The organism is Daejeonella oryzae DSM 19973 (assembly GCF_000422945.1).
Classification (GTDB): domain Bacteria; phylum Bacteroidota; class Bacteroidia; order Sphingobacteriales; family Sphingobacteriaceae; genus Daejeonella; species Daejeonella oryzae.
Map to the genome: position 1 here is coordinate 265,090 of NZ_AUHA01000003.1, position 15,221 is coordinate 280,310.

A 15,221-nucleotide genomic window follows, 5' to 3' on the forward strand; every position below is an offset into this window, starting at 1 on the left:
TATCCAACATCCTTTTCGGTTTCATTCCCTATCGGGATAAAATGGCTTTAAAAAAAGAAGTATTACTGTTTGAATAGGCCAGAATTAAAAGCAAATAGGCTCGATGTATTGAGTACATAGTCTTACGTTTCCCCAAAAAGCTATTTATTCAAGCCAGAAAAAGAATTGTTCCACCCCTAAGGCGTTTGTTCTATCAAAACAATTGATTGAAGAGGAAAATAGGCTTCCATTAAACTAAAACAGGGTTTTTGTTTTTACTATGGAATTTGGGCTTAATGATAAATACACTGGATCTGTTTATCAGTTAGAAATGCTTTCAGATAAATGTTTTTCATACAGCGGTAAAGAGAATGTAAACGTTGAACCTTTTCCATAGTCGCTTTCAATACTTATTAATCCGTGGTGCCGCTCAATAATTTCTTTGGTAATAAAAAGACCTATACCAAAACCTGAAAAAACGTTTTCGTTTTCGCCTTCAACCCTGTAAAAACGGTCGAATATTTTAAGGCGGTCGGTTTCAGTAATGCCAATACCAGAATCTTTAATACTTACTGATATCTGGCTATGATCACCGTTGTGCACTTTTACTTCAATTTTTTCATTAACCGGAGAATACTTGATGGCATTATTGATTATATTAATCAGCACTTGTCCGATTCTGTCTTTGTCGCCATAGATTGCACCAGTGTATTCATGTTTAATATCCAAAGTATGCGTGGTTGAAGTGTGAAGAATGTCCTGCACCGTTTCAACTACCAGATCATTAAGATTGAAAATTTGATTATCCAGATTCAGCTTGTTTTCTTTTAGCCTGGAAAGATCTAAAATCTCATTAATCAGTTTTGTTAATCGTACAACCTGAACTTCTACACGTTTTAATGATGATTTAATGGGTAATGGAGCTAGTTTGGCTTCCTGCTCTTCTTTCAGCATGCTCAGCAAAAATTGCACATATCCTTTTATAGACGTTACCGGAGTTTTAAGTTCATGGCTAACCATTTTCATGAAGTCTTCTTTCTGCTTTTCTTCGTCCTTTAACTTTTGAATTTCTGAAGTAACACCCACCCACATCCGGATGGTTCCATCTTCATCCTTAACAGGTGATGCCAGATTTAAATGCCATATATACTCGCCGTGTTTATTCAGAAATCGCATTTCCATTTCCAAATTGCTGCCGGTTTCGGCTGCTTTTTGGAAGCGTTTTGAAAACTCTTCAACTTCATCCGGATGCATGATCTTATGATATCCCAGTTCTTTTATTTCTTCAAAACTCATTCCGGTAAAGTCCATCCAGCTTTTATTGAAATAAAGAACGCTGCCATCAGACTTGGCATTACTAATTTTAGCAGGCATTAAATCAGCCATCAGACGGAAATGGGATTCACTTTCTTTTAATGCCAATTCAGCAAGTTTTTGATCATGCACATCAAAACCCACCCCCACGAAACCCGAAAATTCACCGTTGGGTAAATAACGGGGATTCGCCTTAACCATATGCCAGCGGTATTCGCCATCGTAACGCTTAACGCGGATAGAAGGTAGTAAATACGATTGGCGATTTTTAAAAGCTTCCCTATAAACCTCCATCATCCCAGCCACATCATCCGGATGTATGATTCCCTCCCAGGCACTTCCTAAAGCTTCCTGAATAGTTTGGCCGGTATAATCAAGCCAGGTTTTATTCCAGTAACTGATGGTGGCTTCCTCGTTTGGCTCAATATTAAAAACAAACATCGGCACCTGATCTGCCAGTGATTGGAAAAGCTCTTCTTTATCCTTTATTTTCTTGTTATATTCTACATGTTTTGAGACCTCTGTGGCAATAATTGACACGCCTTCAATAATATTAGTTGAATCTCTCTGGGCTTGATAAATGAAGGTATAGTGGAATAATTCTTTTTCGCTACCCCGTACTATATATACCGGAACTTCGTATCCATAATACGGCTGCCCGGTAAAATAAACCTGTTTTAATATATCGTCAAATCCCTGTTCAACCAGTTCGGGCATTACTGTTAATAGTGATTTCCCAATTACATCATTTCCCTTACCCCATGTTTCTAAAATGGCTTCATTTGCAACATTAATAAACATTTCTTCTCCCCTTAAAATGGCAATCATTGAAGGTGACGATTTAACCATTTCCTGATAGCGATGTTCACTTTCTGCCAGTTTATCAGCCTCGATTTTTTGGAAGGTTATATCTCTGGAGACAGAAATGATGCTGGTTACTTTTCCGGGTATCGTGATATCCATCACCGGCGATACTTTTACATCCCACCATTTTGGAGTTCCTTTGGCGGTAACACAAAATGCCTGAAACTGGGAAGGCTCATTTTTTAAAGCTTTCTCTATGGATTCTTTCACGGTTTGCTCATTATCAACTCCCCATAATTCCCACCAAAACTTATTGATATATGGCGTAAAATCATCAATCTCCATAATGCAAAGGCCATTGGCATTCATATAATGCAGCCGGCCTCCCGTATCTATTAATTTCATACAGTCCGGGCTGCTTTCTAATACAGTTTTGTTAAAAGCATAACTTTCTTCAATTTTTTTGCGAGCCAGAACCATATCAGTAACTTCTGTAATTACTGCAATAATCCCCGAGATAATTCCGTTCTGCTCCTGATAGGGCTGGTATACAAAATTGAAAAAACCCTGTTCCATTTGTTCATTTCTCAGAATTTGCAGTTCGCGTTCATCGGCATGATATGAAATTCCACTTTGAATTACCTGATCACTAATTTCTTTAATTCCCTGCGATTCAAGATCCGTAAATGATTCAAAAAAGGGTTTTCCAATTATATTCTCATCTTTTTGAAGTAATTGTAAATAGTGTCGGTTTGCATACTCAACAATATAATTTGATCCCTTATAAATACAAAGGGCAACCGGGGTTTTATCGGTACTCAAAATATTGGATTTTTTTTCACTAGGTATATATTCTCCGCCACCGGCTAAAAATTCAGGTATAGGTTTTTGGGCTGAGAATTTCATTTTATTCCAATTTATTCTTTCGACCAATGTAACCTATTATTTCCGCTAATGCGGAAATGGAATTTAATTAGCTGATTTAATTGGATTTAGATGATTTAACCGAAGATTTAATCAAATTGTAAACTTTTGTAAAGCTTACCCGGTTATGAAGCAATAAACCTGACATAAATCTGAAGGGTGAAGCCTTTTTGAATATGCTTGATAAAATGAATTCAATTTATACCGGAACCAGCGGATTGGTACTTCCGTTTCCAAATAAATTATCTTATCCGCCTGAATTCAGGGATAAAAGCCGGTTGACTTATTACAGTTCATTATTTAACAGTATAGAAATCAATAGTTCTTTCTATAAAGTTCCTCAGGCTTCAACGGTTCAGAAATGGGCCGAAAGTGTGCCTCCTAGTTTTCAGTTTACATTTAAAGTATCGCGGGAGATCACCCATGTAAAATCTCTGGCTTTCAAAAATGAAGATGTGGACCATTTTATGCAGGCCGTAAATGGGGCAGGTCTCAACAAAGGATGTTTGTTGCTTCAGTTTCCTCCGGGTTTGCAAAGCGAAAATTTAGATCAGCTCGCTAAACTCCTGAACCACATCCGGCAGAATAATCCCGGTAATCAATGGAAAATAGCAGTTGAATTCAGAAACCCGTCCTGGTATCAGCAAAATTGTTTGGAGATTCTTCAGCAGAATAATGCAACTATCGTGATGCATGATATGCCTTCATCGGGTATTTTTAATATCAATCAGAATACGGATTTTGTGTATTTAAGATTTCATGGCGCTAATGGTGATTACAGGGGCAGCTATACAGATGATTTTTTGCATGAATATGCTGAATATATTAGTTCCTGGAAAGAAGAGGGCCGTACGATATATGTTTATTTTAATAATACCCGCGGCGAAGCCATTCATAATCTCATCCTGCTAAATAGTTTTTTAGAAGATAAATGAGCTGCCGGTTTTATTGATTTAGCCACACTGAAACTTAAATTAAAACCTTATACAGAAAAATGGTGTTTATGATTAAAAATACATAAAATTATGGCTGAAATACATATACAACGCAAGCGCAAAAACCTTTGGTGGTTATGGCTTTTAATAATTCTGATCGTTTTAGCAGTAGTGTATTATCTGTACACCAATAACTATTTCGGTCAGCAGGAGTTAAACGTTTTCAACCTTTTATCTCCGGGATTTTCTTCAACGGAATTAACCACACAATTTTCTTAAACTTCTAAACATATTATTATGTCATCAAACAACAATGATTACAGTCACTTAAAAGAACTTGGGAAAAGCAATTATGAAATTGCCGACGGAGAATCTGATATCCGGAACTGGGTGGTTAAAAATGAAACGGGTAATATTTTGGGCGAAGTTGATGAACTGATTTTAGACACCAATGCCGGAAAGGCTGTTTTTATAGTTCTTAATCTGGATAAGAATGAGCTTAATCTGAAAGAAAGAAAAGTATTATTGCCCTTGGAGTATGCCGAGGTTCATCAATCATATAAGAATGTAATTTATAAAGGCCTGATGCCTAATGAAATTGCAGTGCTGCCTTCCTACGAAAAAGGAAAATTCTCCAGAAATTCCATTGATCTGACCAGAAGTACTTTTTTATCAGCAATGAATAATGATAATTCGCAGCAGGCTCAATCAAAATCTTCTGCTTGTCAATCGGCAGAAGTTCATCCGGATTCTCCGGTTACATCGGAAAGATCGCATACCGAACTTCCGAATTCAGCTGCGCATAATTTAGACAGGGGAGAAACCCGTAGCTTTGTGGAGCATCAACGTACTAATGCATCTGCATCAGATACTAAAGAATTTACCGTTGTCGGGGTTTTTGAGCATTCCCGTCAATCTCAGGCAGTGATCGAATATTTGCTTAATCACGGATTTAATAAGGATGATGTTACGGTTTCGACTCGCCAGTCTGAATTGAGCCATGAGCATTACAATCGGGATGAAAGCGGTATAACCCATTTTTTTAAATCCTTATTTAATAATGAGGATGATGTGAAAAGATATTCTGACGCAACAGAACGTAATTATGTTGTAAGTGTGGATGTACCCTCTTCAGAACAGGCAGAAGAGGTGGCCAATATTCTTGATCAGCATGGAAGTTTAAACATGAGGAATGATCATAATGCGTTGGTCAATTCTGCTGATGGTAAAACAGGATATTCCAGGGTGTTTAAACGTCACAGCAATAAGTAAAATACAGCTCATTAAGCCGTTAATGGCTCTATATTATTTTTTTCTGAAAAAGGGCAGGTCCGAAAGGTCTGCCTTTTTTTATAGATTTATGCTCAATCAGCAATGTGCTATTTCTCGTTTCCAGTATCTGATAATCAGGTTTTTGTGGCATGACAATAGCGTATAACGTAATGTCGTGAACCTCTAAAACAAAATTTACGTAATATGGATCGTGATTTAAAAACCTGAATAGATACGGATAAGTTTTCCTGACAAATTCAGATCAAATAATATTTTAAAATAATAAGCAATAAACTCTGGATTGATTTGCTGATTATGTCTTAAACAATTAATATGAGCACATCAAATCCTGCCAATGCATATCCTGAAAGCATACTTCCGGCAAGTTCTAAACATGCGGAAGAGACATTAAAAGATAATGAAGCTAAATATCGTTCTTTAGTTGAAAGCTCTATGGATGCCATTCTGCTGACGGTTAAAGACGGTCAGATTCTGGAAGCAAACGCGGCTGCATGCGAAATTTTTCAAATGACATTGGATGAAATTTGCAAAGCCGGACGAGCAGACCTGGCAGATATCACAGATCCCAGGTTAGCACCACTGCTTAAAGAACGGATTCTTAACGGTAGGGCCAGAGGAGAAATTACCTGTAAAAGGAAAGATGGAACCCGGTTTGAAGCCGAGATTACTTCTGTTATTTTTGTAGATAGACATGGACTGGAAAAAACGTCTATGACCATAAGAGATATCTCTGAAAGAAAAAAAGCAGAAGAAAATCTTGTAGCTACTTCTACTGCTTTGCAGAAAGCATTAAATGATCTGAATAAGCTGATGAATTCTTCAATGGATGTGATTTGTTCCAGGGATGAAAAAGGAATATTTGTTCACGTAAATGCTGCTTCCGAACAAGTTTTAGGTTATAAGCCGGATGAATTAATTGGCAGAAACTATATTGATTTTATTTTTCCGGACGATATGCAGCGAAGTGTTCGGGCGGATGAAGAAATTAAAAGTGTAGTACCTGATATTGTTTTAGAAAACAGATTTATTCACAAAAATGGAAGCCTGGTTAATCTTAACTGGTCGCTGCTCTGGGATGAAAAAGAGAATTTGCTGTATGGAATAGCCAAAGATGCAACAGAGAAAAAAATTCTTGAAAAAGCATTTGATGTTGAAAGACAGCGTTTTTTGGATATGTATTCTCAATCCCCATCCTGCATGGGAATTTTAAAAGGTCCAAATCATATCTATGAAATGGCCAATCCTCTTTATTTGCAATTGGTTGGTAAAACGGATATCATTGGCAAGTCTGTTAAAGAGGCCTTACCGGAAGTGGAAAGACAGGGAGTTTTAGAATTTCTGGATAATGTCTATAACACCGGCAAAACCTTTTATGCCAATGAAATGCTTATCCAATTCGATACGCATGCTTCTGGGAAATTGGTTGATACCTATCTTAATTTCATTTGTCAGGCTCATCGCAATGCGGACGACCAGATTGATGGCATTTTCTTTTTCGCCATAAATGTTACCGAACAGGTTTTATCACGAAAAAGAATAGAGGAAAGTGAAAAGCAATACAAGCAGATCGTAGAAACTGCGCAGGAAGGAATATGTCTGATCGATGAAAAAGATAAAATTACGTTCGTAAATACAAAAATGGCAGAGATATTAGAATATTCAGCCGCTGAAATTACTGGAAAAGAAATCTATTCTTTTTTGGATGAGGAGGGAAAAGAGATAGCCAGGAATCTGATGCTGAAGAAAAAAGAGGATCATGCGGAAGAAAGGCATTTCAAGTACATATCGAAATCAGGTAAAGCCATCTGGACAAATGTATCTGCAACACCTCTTTTTAACGAAGATGGAACTTACAATGGCGCACTGGCCATGGTTACAGATATTACCGATCGTAAAATGTTTGAGCAAAATCTGGCATCTAAACATGAAAGTTTAAAACAAGCGCAAGCCATAGCTCGTGTGGGCAATTGGGAAATCGATCTGGCGCATAACATCCATACCTGGTCTGATGAGATCTACAACATATTTGGAATTAAAAAAGCCGACGTCATTGCTAATGAAGAGAATTTTATGGGATTTTGCCATCCAGAAGACTTGAAATACGCCTATCAACGTATAGACGAAGGCTTTAAAAATTTGCAAAATATCACTTTTGAATTTAGGTTCATACGCAACGATGGAAGTGTTCGGTATTCATATAATGAATGGAAATATAAATTTGACAAAAACGGCAATGCAGTATCATTGTTTGGTATTTTTCAGGATGTTACAGACAGAAAACTGAGTGAAATAGAGCGTGCAAAAATTGTAAATGATCTCATTCTTCGTAACAATGATCTGGAGCAGTTTACATATATTGTTTCTCATAATCTGCGTGCTCCGGTAGCAAACATTCTGGGTATAGAAAACTTGTTAAATGATCCTGGTCTTTCTCCCCGGGATGTAATTTTTCTAAAGGAAGGGCTTCGCCAATCTGTTAACGGACTGGACAGTGTTGTTAGAGATCTAAGTCAAATCATCCAGGTTAGAAATCAGATTAATGAAACCAAAGAAAACATACTTTTTGCTGAAATAGTAGATGAAATAAAAATCAGTATCAAGAATTTAATTGATAGAGAAAATATAAATATCGAATCTGATTTTAATGAGATTGAGAGCATAATAACTTTAAAAAGCTATTTATACAGTATTTTTTATAATCTGATATCCAACAGCATAAAATACCGTCAAAAACATATTCCGGGAATTATTACAATTAAAAGCCGCCGGTCAGAAAATAAAATTGAGCTAATTTTTACGGATAACGGAATGGGCATTGATCTTCAAAAAATTGGCGACCAGGTTTTTGGACTGTATAAACGGTTTCATTTAAATATTGAAGGAAAGGGAATGGGCCTTTTCATGGTTAAAAATCAGGTTGAAACCCTTGGCGGGAAAATATCTATTCAAAGCGAAGTAAATAAAGGAACAGAATTTACAATTGAATTTGTATGCTAAACATCCCGAATTAGATCGTTAGTTTGGATAGCAAGTTAAAGTTTAGCAATACTGCGCAGATTGATTTAAAGGAATAATTATGGGAGAAGTAATTGTAGTTGCAGGCGCAACCGGAAATCTGGGCGAAAGAATTGTAAGGGAATTACTTTCAAAAGGTGCTGAAGTTAGGGCGCTTGTTCGCAGCAGCAGTGATGCCGGAAAAGTAAACATGCTTGAAAATTCAGGTGTAAAGGTTTTTAAAGTTAATCTGCTGAATGCCGGGGAAGTTGCCCTTGCATGCCAGGGTGCATCCTGTGTAGTTTCGGCTTTAGCCGGCTTGCGTGATGTTATTGTAGATACTCAAAAAGTGTTAGCGGATGCAGCGGTACTGGCCGGTGTGCCACGCTTTATTCCCTCAGACTATTGTTTAGATTTTACAAATCTTCGGGATGGACAAAACCGCAACTTAGACGAAAGGAGAGAATTTCAGCAGTACATTGATAAATTGCCCATTGCAGCTACAAGTATTTTTAACGGTCCGTTTATGGATTTACTCACGGGCCCAATGCCCATGATTCTTTTTAAATATAAACGGATTTTGTACTGGGGCAATGCCGATCAAAGCATTGATTTCACTACCATGGATGATACGGCTGCTTTTACTGCAAATGCCGCTCTTGACTCTTCAAGTCCACGTTTTTTGAAAATAGCCGGCGAACAAATCAGTGCCAGGCAAATGGCAGTGATCTTGAGCGAAGTGAGCGGTCATCATTTTAAATTGTTCAAGGCCGGTGGTCTGGGATTGCTGAACTTACTTATCAAAGTAGCCCGCACCATTTCCCCTGCAGAAAAAGAGCTTTATCCGGCCTGGCAGGGAATGCAATACATGCGTGACATGTTCGAAGGCCGGGCAAGAATTAGTCATTATGACAACGACCGATATCCCGGCATGCACTGGACGGGTTTAAACAAATGCTTTCAAAGCAAGAGGTTTCTGCAATCAGCAAATAAGTGGTTCTGATCTTTAAGTAATTCGTGAAAATATTCTTTAGCGGATTAGGAGAATTAGAATTTTATTAAAAAAATGGATCAGATTTTTTAAGCCATAAAATCTGATCCATTGATAAATTGATATCATTTAACAGGCTTTACCTGTTACTTGCCACCGGACTGGTTATGCCTGTAGCATTTTTAAATCGGGATATTTCCTCCATCCCGCCATTCTCTACCCGGGCAATGATAAAATATTTGGGGTTTTCCAGATTAACAATCCAAATGTTTCTTTCATCCTGATTAACATTAAACACACTGCCGATTTTATACTCATCATACTGAGATTTTACCTGCATACGCACACTTTCAGGAAGATTTTTTTCAAATCCATAGCCAATATGATATACCATGTAACCATTCTTTTTAAATGAAGCTTGGTGTAGCTGGTCATCCATAATGAATTTGACAATATAATTCTGATTTATTTTATACCATTTCATATTCTGAGCATCTTTAAACTTATCGAAGAAAGCATTACGAACATCTTCACTAATGTTAGATTCGGCAGTAATGGTAACTACCGGCAAAAGATTACTTTTTTGCTTTTGAGAATACACCTGATTTGCAGATAACATGCATCCGCAAATAAGAAAAATGATTAACGTTTTCATGATTTATAATTTTTAGGTGAATAATTGCTTCTTTACCCGGTTTTGTTGATGCAGTAAATCAAGCATTGTGAAATAAAGTTACGGTCTCTAAAATAGCTGTGTATCACCCTTAGAGGGGGATTTTGAGGATATTAAATCTCTGCCGGGTAACAAAAGCATTACCTGTTGCCTGCATAAAAGGAGGTTTCTGCAGGCTATTATTAAATGAATACGGAATCAGAAGTTTTTGGCAAACCAAATGAGGAGAAGAAGAATTTTTTTCAGAAAAGAGAGCTGAAAATAATTGATTTTTTGTTAAATCAGTTTATTGAGACGGGCAGTTTTTAAGGCATCCGCACGGGAGTTTACATCCAGCTTGAGGTATATATTTTTAATGTGGCTTCTAACGGTTTCAAGGTCAATGAACAGTTCTTTAGCAATCTGACTCCGGCTCTTACCATTCCCTACCAGTTCAAGTACCTGGGTTTCGCGTTTGGATAAGGGTGAATTTTGGTTTCGCATAAATGATTTGATCACCATTCGGGCAATATTAATGCTCATGGGACCGCCGCCATCTTTAACTTCGCGTATCGATTCTACTATTTTTGAAGCGCTTGAATTTTTGGTGAGATACCCCGAAGCTCCGCTTGCAAGTGCATCAAAAATTAATTTCTCAGAATCATATACCGTTAAAATGAGCACAAAAGCTGTTGGAACAATTTTCTTCAATTTCGGCAGGGCATCAATACCGTTGGTTCCAGGAAGTTCAATATCCAGAAGGATAACTTCGGGGTCGTCTTCTTTAATATTAAGTGCGGCGTCCTCAAAAGAGGCATACGTATTTACTATTCGGAAACCGGATTCTTTGCCAATTAGAAAGGCGTACCCGTTCCTGATGATCTCATCATCCTCAATAATTACTACCCGAATTACATCCTCAGTTATCATACTGCCGGTTTTAAATCTTTTAGAATAGATAAGGTTATAGTTGTTCCCTTGCCAATGGAAGAATCTAATGTAAGACGGGCACCAATTCGCCGGGCCCTGACAGCAATATTTGTTAAACCGCTGCCTTTGAGTGTGGGCTGAGGGTTAAATCCAACGCCATCATCTTTAAGGCTGATTTCTACTGATTTTTCAAGATCAGTAACCTGAAAATTTACATGCCGAGCATTGGCATGACGTAAAATGTTGTTCAGCGATTCTTTAAATATCATGCTGATATTCCGACTGTACTCCATCGGGAATTTAATATTAGAAAACTGCTCATCAATACCCTTAAAATTAAATTCCACAGGTGTATCCTGGAAAAGCTCCATCCCGAATTCAGAGATGTGAGATAAAATTTCAAAGAGATTATCGCTCTTCGGATCCAGTGCCCATAGAATATCTTTTGTGCCTCGGTAAAGTGAAGATGCATTTTCTTTAATCTGGCCTATCAGGTGCTTTTCTTCCTCATGTTCGCCATTAAGCCGGGTATTTAAAATATCCGTAAGTATGGAAATTCTGGTTAATTTATTGCCCAGATCATCGTGAAAATCTTCTGCGGTTTGCCTTCTTGCTTTTAAGCGTTCTTCGCGTTTTAGATTTTCTATCAACTGCAGTTTTCGGTTTTTAAGACGATGCAAATATGCCTGTAAACCGATGCCGCAAAGAATCAGGAATAAAATAAAACCAATTCTGAATGGTAAAGTCTGGTAGAATGCGGGCTTAACGGAAAAGGGAAAGCGTAGCATATTGTCTGAAATTAGGCCGGAACGGGTTACCGCACGTGCCTCAAATACATAATCTCCCGGAGCTAAACTCTGGTAGTTTACGCTTGAATTGGAACCCGGAACAGAAAAAATATCATCAAGACCAACTAACCTGTACTGGTAGAGAACTTCGGCAGGATTGCTCAGATAAATTGCTTTAAAATTTAGGTTGATATGATTTTTACGATACGCTATTTGTAAGTCTTTCGGTAAATAAAATCCGTCTAAACTACTGTAAGATTGCTCCTTATTTTTAATCACTGAATTGAAAAGTTTTACAGACTGAAGAACGATATGCGGCTTTTCAGTAATTACTTTATTGGGTTTCAGATCAAATACCAATGCCCCTTTTGTAGTTCCCACCCATAATTTATCCCGGTTTAAAAACATGGCGTTTTGATTGCACTCAACAATAATTCGCTGTGAATATTCGGCCCCCAAAATATCAAAGTTATTTCCGGCAGAATTGATCTTTATTTTATTAATACCTCGTCCTGTGCCGGCCCAGATGTTCCCAGTTTTATCTGCTATTAAACTGTAAATGGTATTTGAATATAATCCTTCTTTTCGGGTTAAATTTTTAAAGGTTTTTTTGTTTAAATTCCAAACCCAAATGCCATTTTCTCCGGTACCCAAAAATACCAGCCCTTTGTAGAAAGTCATGCAATATGGGACAGATTCTTTGATTTCTTTAGAAGAAATCTTTTGAATCTGATGATTTTTCCCGATTATTAAGAATAAGCTCTTATCAGAACTGACTAAAACAGAATCCTGTCCAATTTCGAGGACTCCTACTGCAATTGCATTAAAATCTTTAACATGAGTAAATTTCCCATTATAAAAGATATAGCATCCGGTTGGAGTGGCCAGCCAAATGCCGCCATATCTGTCCTGAATAATATGACGAATTACTTTTGGTACTTTACCCGGCTGATCATGGAAACTTTTAAATGCCTTGCCATCATATTTCCATAAACCGGCGCCCAAAGTGGCAATCCATATATTACCATCTTTATCATTAAACAACTGACTGATCCTGTATGAAATTGAATCGGGAACCGGTAGGTTTATACTTATCAATTTTCCATCTTTTAGCTTCACCATACTACCACCAAAAGACAAGAGCCACAGGTTTCCCTGAGGATCGTTTGCAAAACTCATTACCACTTCATTAGATAATCCCTGTCCTTTATCCAAAATCATGGTTTGATCTCCGTTATATTTGTATATACCGGCCCCTTCGGTAGCAAACCAGAGATTGTTTTCCTGATCTCTGAATATCTGGTTTACAGCATTATCTGTAAAACCATTTTCCGAATTGAAGTAGATTGTACTTTGCGCCCGGATGCAGTATGCACCCATCGAAGTTCCAATCCAGAGGTTTGATTGGTTATCCTGCGCCAATGAAAGCAAAAAAGTTCCTGCTGAATTTAAGGTGCTGTTGCTTACTTGTTCAAGTTTATTTTTTTGAGATATTAATATTTTTTCTGCAGTCAGAATCCATAGTTTATCGTGCTGCTGGATATCAAACTGCAGCTGACGAACCATAGCCGGTTTCGACATTTCGGGCAAGGACACTTTCAACTGCCAGGCAGAATTGTTTAATCTATAAATTCCTTTACCCCAAACAGCTACATAAATTAACCCATTGCGATCTGTAGTCAGCGCTGTTACATTGTCATTAGAAAATTCAGTATTTTTAAGAAGCTGAATTTTATTTCCCGAAAAAATGAAAATCCGTTCGTTAACCAGTCCGTAGATTCTATCGTTTTTATCTTTAACCAGACACTTAATCCAGGAATGACTTTCTGTATCCGCAAGCCTGAAATTGCGAATTTTTTTTCCGTCATACACAGATAATCCGTTTTTGGTTCCTATATATATTATCCCTTTTTTATCGCTGATCAGAGCAGTGGTGGCCATATCTGCCAGGCCATTTTCAGTTCGTGTTAGTGAATTAAACTGGGTTCCGTCAAAGCGGGAAACACCGCCCTGAGTAGCAATCCACAGGTGACGGCTCGGGCTTTGGGTAAAATACCTAACCTGCGATTGTATTAAACCATCTTCTATGTTGTATTGCGTAAAATTATACCGCTGTGCCAGTGTAGCCTGACTGCAGCTAAGAAGGAACAGCGCCGCAATAAATAATTTAAAAGGGAGTTTACGCGGCTTAACAAATGGAATTGAAGTGTTCATTCATCCAGATTTAACCTGATCTGATTATTGAAAAAGATCTTAATATGCATTACAAATTACGATTTTTTACTTCCAATTACAATCACCCCGAAAGGGGGATATTTTAATTGCCCCATTTCTTAAACCTGCTATTTTGCTATTTTCAGATGTAAATCATCAGCGGGGTTGACTATCATCATTCCTGGGGAATTTGTAAAGTTTCATCTTCGTAAAGATTTAAATAGCTGCCTAAATGATACTGTTAATTCTGTTTCTTATAATATTGCTGCTGCTTGTTTATCTGCTTTTTGCGCCCATATATCTGGAGATAAACAGTATTAGTGGGCTATTCAGACTCAGATTTCACAAACTGGCAAGCGCCTGTTTAATAATGAATGAAAATTCTTTAAAGGTTCATATGAGAATCGCAGCATGGAGAAAGCAAATTGATCTGCTGTCTGCAAAAAAGAAGAAAGTAAGACCTGCCTCCTCCAAAAAAGATAGATATAAGGTTTCCCGAGTGAAGATAAAGTCTTTAATCCGGAGCTTTCAAATAAAAAAATTTCATTTGACAATTGATACAGGAGAAATGCCCGTCAATGCTGTTTTATATCCTGCTTTTTATTTCTTAGGCAAATACAACAACAAAAGCATTGAAATGAATTTTATGAATCAAAATGATATTGTTCTTGAAGTCAAAAACAACTTTGCTCGAATGATCCGGGCATATTACTTTTCATAAATGTGTTCATCAAAAAAATGAAATCATGGAAAATTTTAATGACATGCTCGGTAAAATGACCGAGTTCCTAAAATCAGAAGCAAAAACTGAAACCGTTATTGGTCAGCAATTTCAATTAGGAGAATTTATGTGCGTACCGGTAATGTCTTTTGGACTCGGACTTGGAGGTGGAGCAGGAGAAGGGAAAAATAACGGTAAAAATACAGGCGCTGGAGAAGGTATAGGTTCCGGAGCGGGAGCAGGGCTGGGTATTAGTCCGGTTGGATTTTTAGTATCCAGAGGTAATGATATTCAATTTATTCCTACCCGCTCATCAAAAGGACTTGGAGCCGCTTTTGAAAAAATACCTGACTTGCTTGAGAAATATTTAGGAAATAATAAGAAAAAGGAAACAGAAAAGGTATAAATTTCTTTAGTTCCTTTTGTAATACATCGGTTAAATCTTAGGAATTGAATTGTACGCTGTTGCGGAAAATATTCCCTGTGGCTTAGGAGGGAATTTGTTTAATCACTTAAAAATTTTCGCTGATTATTAATTCTCAATTTTGCCTGTTTTGAAATTTAGAAGGCTTTCCCCTTCTTCTTCCGGAAAAGCTATGTCACCTCTATCTGAAATTTAAGATTTTCATCTTATTGTTATTTGTCATTTCCGGACTATTGGATCATTAGGAACTTTAATCAA

The 15,221-nt window shown here is 37.3% G+C and carries 11 protein-coding genes; 7 read left to right on the forward strand and 4 right to left on the reverse strand.

Features of this window, described 5'->3' with window-relative positions; all coding sequences use genetic code 11:
- Nucleotides 1–300: 300 nt before the first annotated feature.
- Nucleotides 301–3,003 (reverse strand): PAS domain S-box protein, encoded by a 2,703-nt coding sequence (locus tag G521_RS0108715; RefSeq protein WP_026898191.1) that lies wholly within the window; start codon nt 3,001–3,003, stop codon nt 301–303.
- Nucleotides 3,004–3,209: 206 nt separating this feature from the next.
- Between G521_RS0108715 and G521_RS0108720 the strand changes: the two genes are divergently transcribed.
- The 5 genes from G521_RS0108720 to G521_RS16820 all read left to right on the forward strand — a co-directional run bounded on the left by G521_RS0108720 (nt 3,210) and on the right by G521_RS16820 (nt 9,246).
- The gene (locus G521_RS0108720; RefSeq protein ID WP_245580851.1) at nt 3,210–3,956 is read left to right on the forward strand and encodes a DUF72 domain-containing protein; all 747 of its coding nucleotides are present in this window, start codon (nt 3,210–3,212) and stop codon (nt 3,954–3,956) included.
- 90 nt (nt 3,957–4,046) lie between these two features.
- Nucleotides 4,047–4,235, forward strand: a complete 189-nt coding sequence (locus tag G521_RS0108725; RefSeq protein ID WP_026898193.1) for a hypothetical protein — start codon at nt 4,047–4,049, stop codon at nt 4,233–4,235.
- Nucleotides 4,236–4,253: 18 nt separating this feature from the next.
- Nucleotides 4,254–5,228: a PRC-barrel domain-containing protein gene (locus tag G521_RS0108730; protein WP_026898194.1), complete on the forward strand. Its 975-nt coding sequence runs from the start codon at nt 4,254–4,256 to the stop codon at nt 5,226–5,228.
- A 333-nt stretch (nt 5,229–5,561) separates the two neighbouring features.
- Complete coding sequence (locus G521_RS0108740) at nt 5,562–8,246, forward strand: PAS domain-containing sensor histidine kinase (protein WP_026898195.1); 2,685 nt, start codon at nt 5,562–5,564, stop codon at nt 8,244–8,246.
- Between the two features lie 79 nt (nt 8,247–8,325).
- Nucleotides 8,326–9,246 (forward strand): NmrA family NAD(P)-binding protein, encoded by a 921-nt coding sequence (locus G521_RS16820; protein WP_036678784.1) that lies wholly within the window; start codon nt 8,326–8,328, stop codon nt 9,244–9,246.
- A gap of 127 nt (nt 9,247–9,373) precedes the next feature.
- Here the strand turns inward: G521_RS16820 and G521_RS0108750 are convergent, their stop codons facing one another.
- From G521_RS0108750 to G521_RS0108765, 3 genes are all read right to left on the reverse strand, one after another.
- Entirely contained in the window at nt 9,374–9,889 is a 516-nt protein-coding gene (locus G521_RS0108750; protein WP_155975731.1) for a hypothetical protein, read from the reverse strand.
- Between the two features lie 294 nt (nt 9,890–10,183).
- Nucleotides 10,184–10,816, reverse strand: a complete 633-nt coding sequence (locus tag G521_RS0108760; protein ID WP_026898197.1) for a response regulator transcription factor — start codon at nt 10,814–10,816, stop codon at nt 10,184–10,186.
- Complete coding sequence (locus tag G521_RS0108765; RefSeq protein WP_026898198.1) at nt 10,813–13,818, reverse strand: ligand-binding sensor domain-containing protein; 3,006 nt, start codon at nt 13,816–13,818, stop codon at nt 10,813–10,815. Before G521_RS0108765 ends, G521_RS0108760 begins: the two co-directional genes overlap by 4 nt.
- 370 nt (nt 13,819–14,188) lie before the next feature.
- On the opposite strand from G521_RS0108765, the gene G521_RS0108770 reads away from it, so the two are divergent.
- Both G521_RS0108770 and G521_RS0108775 read left to right on the forward strand, forming a co-directional pair.
- On the forward strand, nt 14,189–14,539 hold the full coding sequence (locus G521_RS0108770) for a hypothetical protein (RefSeq protein WP_155975733.1): 351 nt from the start codon (nt 14,189–14,191) through the stop codon (nt 14,537–14,539).
- Between the two features lie 25 nt (nt 14,540–14,564).
- Nucleotides 14,565–14,945, forward strand: a complete 381-nt coding sequence (locus G521_RS0108775; protein ID WP_026898200.1) for a GerW family sporulation protein — start codon at nt 14,565–14,567, stop codon at nt 14,943–14,945.
- Nucleotides 14,946–15,221: the final 276 nt, after the last annotated feature.

Bases quoted from the DNA above. Each gene is read 5' to 3' on its own strand.
- G521_RS0108715 (WP_026898191.1), bottom strand. From the start codon at position 3,003: ATGAAATTCTCAGCCCAAAAACCTATACCTGAATTTTTAGCCGGTGGC.
- G521_RS0108740 (WP_026898195.1), top strand. From the start codon at position 5,562: ATGAGCACATCAAATCCTGCCAATGCATATCCTGAAAGCATACTTCCG.
- G521_RS0108720 (WP_245580851.1), top strand. From the start codon at position 3,210: ATGAATTCAATTTATACCGGAACCAGCGGATTGGTACTTCCGTTTCCA.
- G521_RS0108750 (WP_155975731.1), bottom strand. From the start codon at position 9,889: ATGAAAACGTTAATCATTTTTCTTATTTGCGGATGCATGTTATCTGCA.
- G521_RS0108770 (WP_155975733.1), top strand. From the start codon at position 14,189: ATGAATGAAAATTCTTTAAAGGTTCATATGAGAATCGCAGCATGGAGA.
- G521_RS0108725 (WP_026898193.1), top strand. From the start codon at position 4,047: ATGGCTGAAATACATATACAACGCAAGCGCAAAAACCTTTGGTGGTTA.
- G521_RS0108765 (WP_026898198.1), bottom strand. From the start codon at position 13,818: ATGAACACTTCAATTCCATTTGTTAAGCCGCGTAAACTCCCTTTTAAA.
- G521_RS0108775 (WP_026898200.1), top strand. From the start codon at position 14,565: ATGGAAAATTTTAATGACATGCTCGGTAAAATGACCGAGTTCCTAAAA.
- G521_RS0108760 (WP_026898197.1), bottom strand. From the start codon at position 10,816: ATGATAACTGAGGATGTAATTCGGGTAGTAATTATTGAGGATGATGAG.
- G521_RS0108730 (WP_026898194.1), top strand. From the start codon at position 4,254: ATGTCATCAAACAACAATGATTACAGTCACTTAAAAGAACTTGGGAAA.
- G521_RS16820 (WP_036678784.1), top strand. From the start codon at position 8,326: ATGGGAGAAGTAATTGTAGTTGCAGGCGCAACCGGAAATCTGGGCGAA.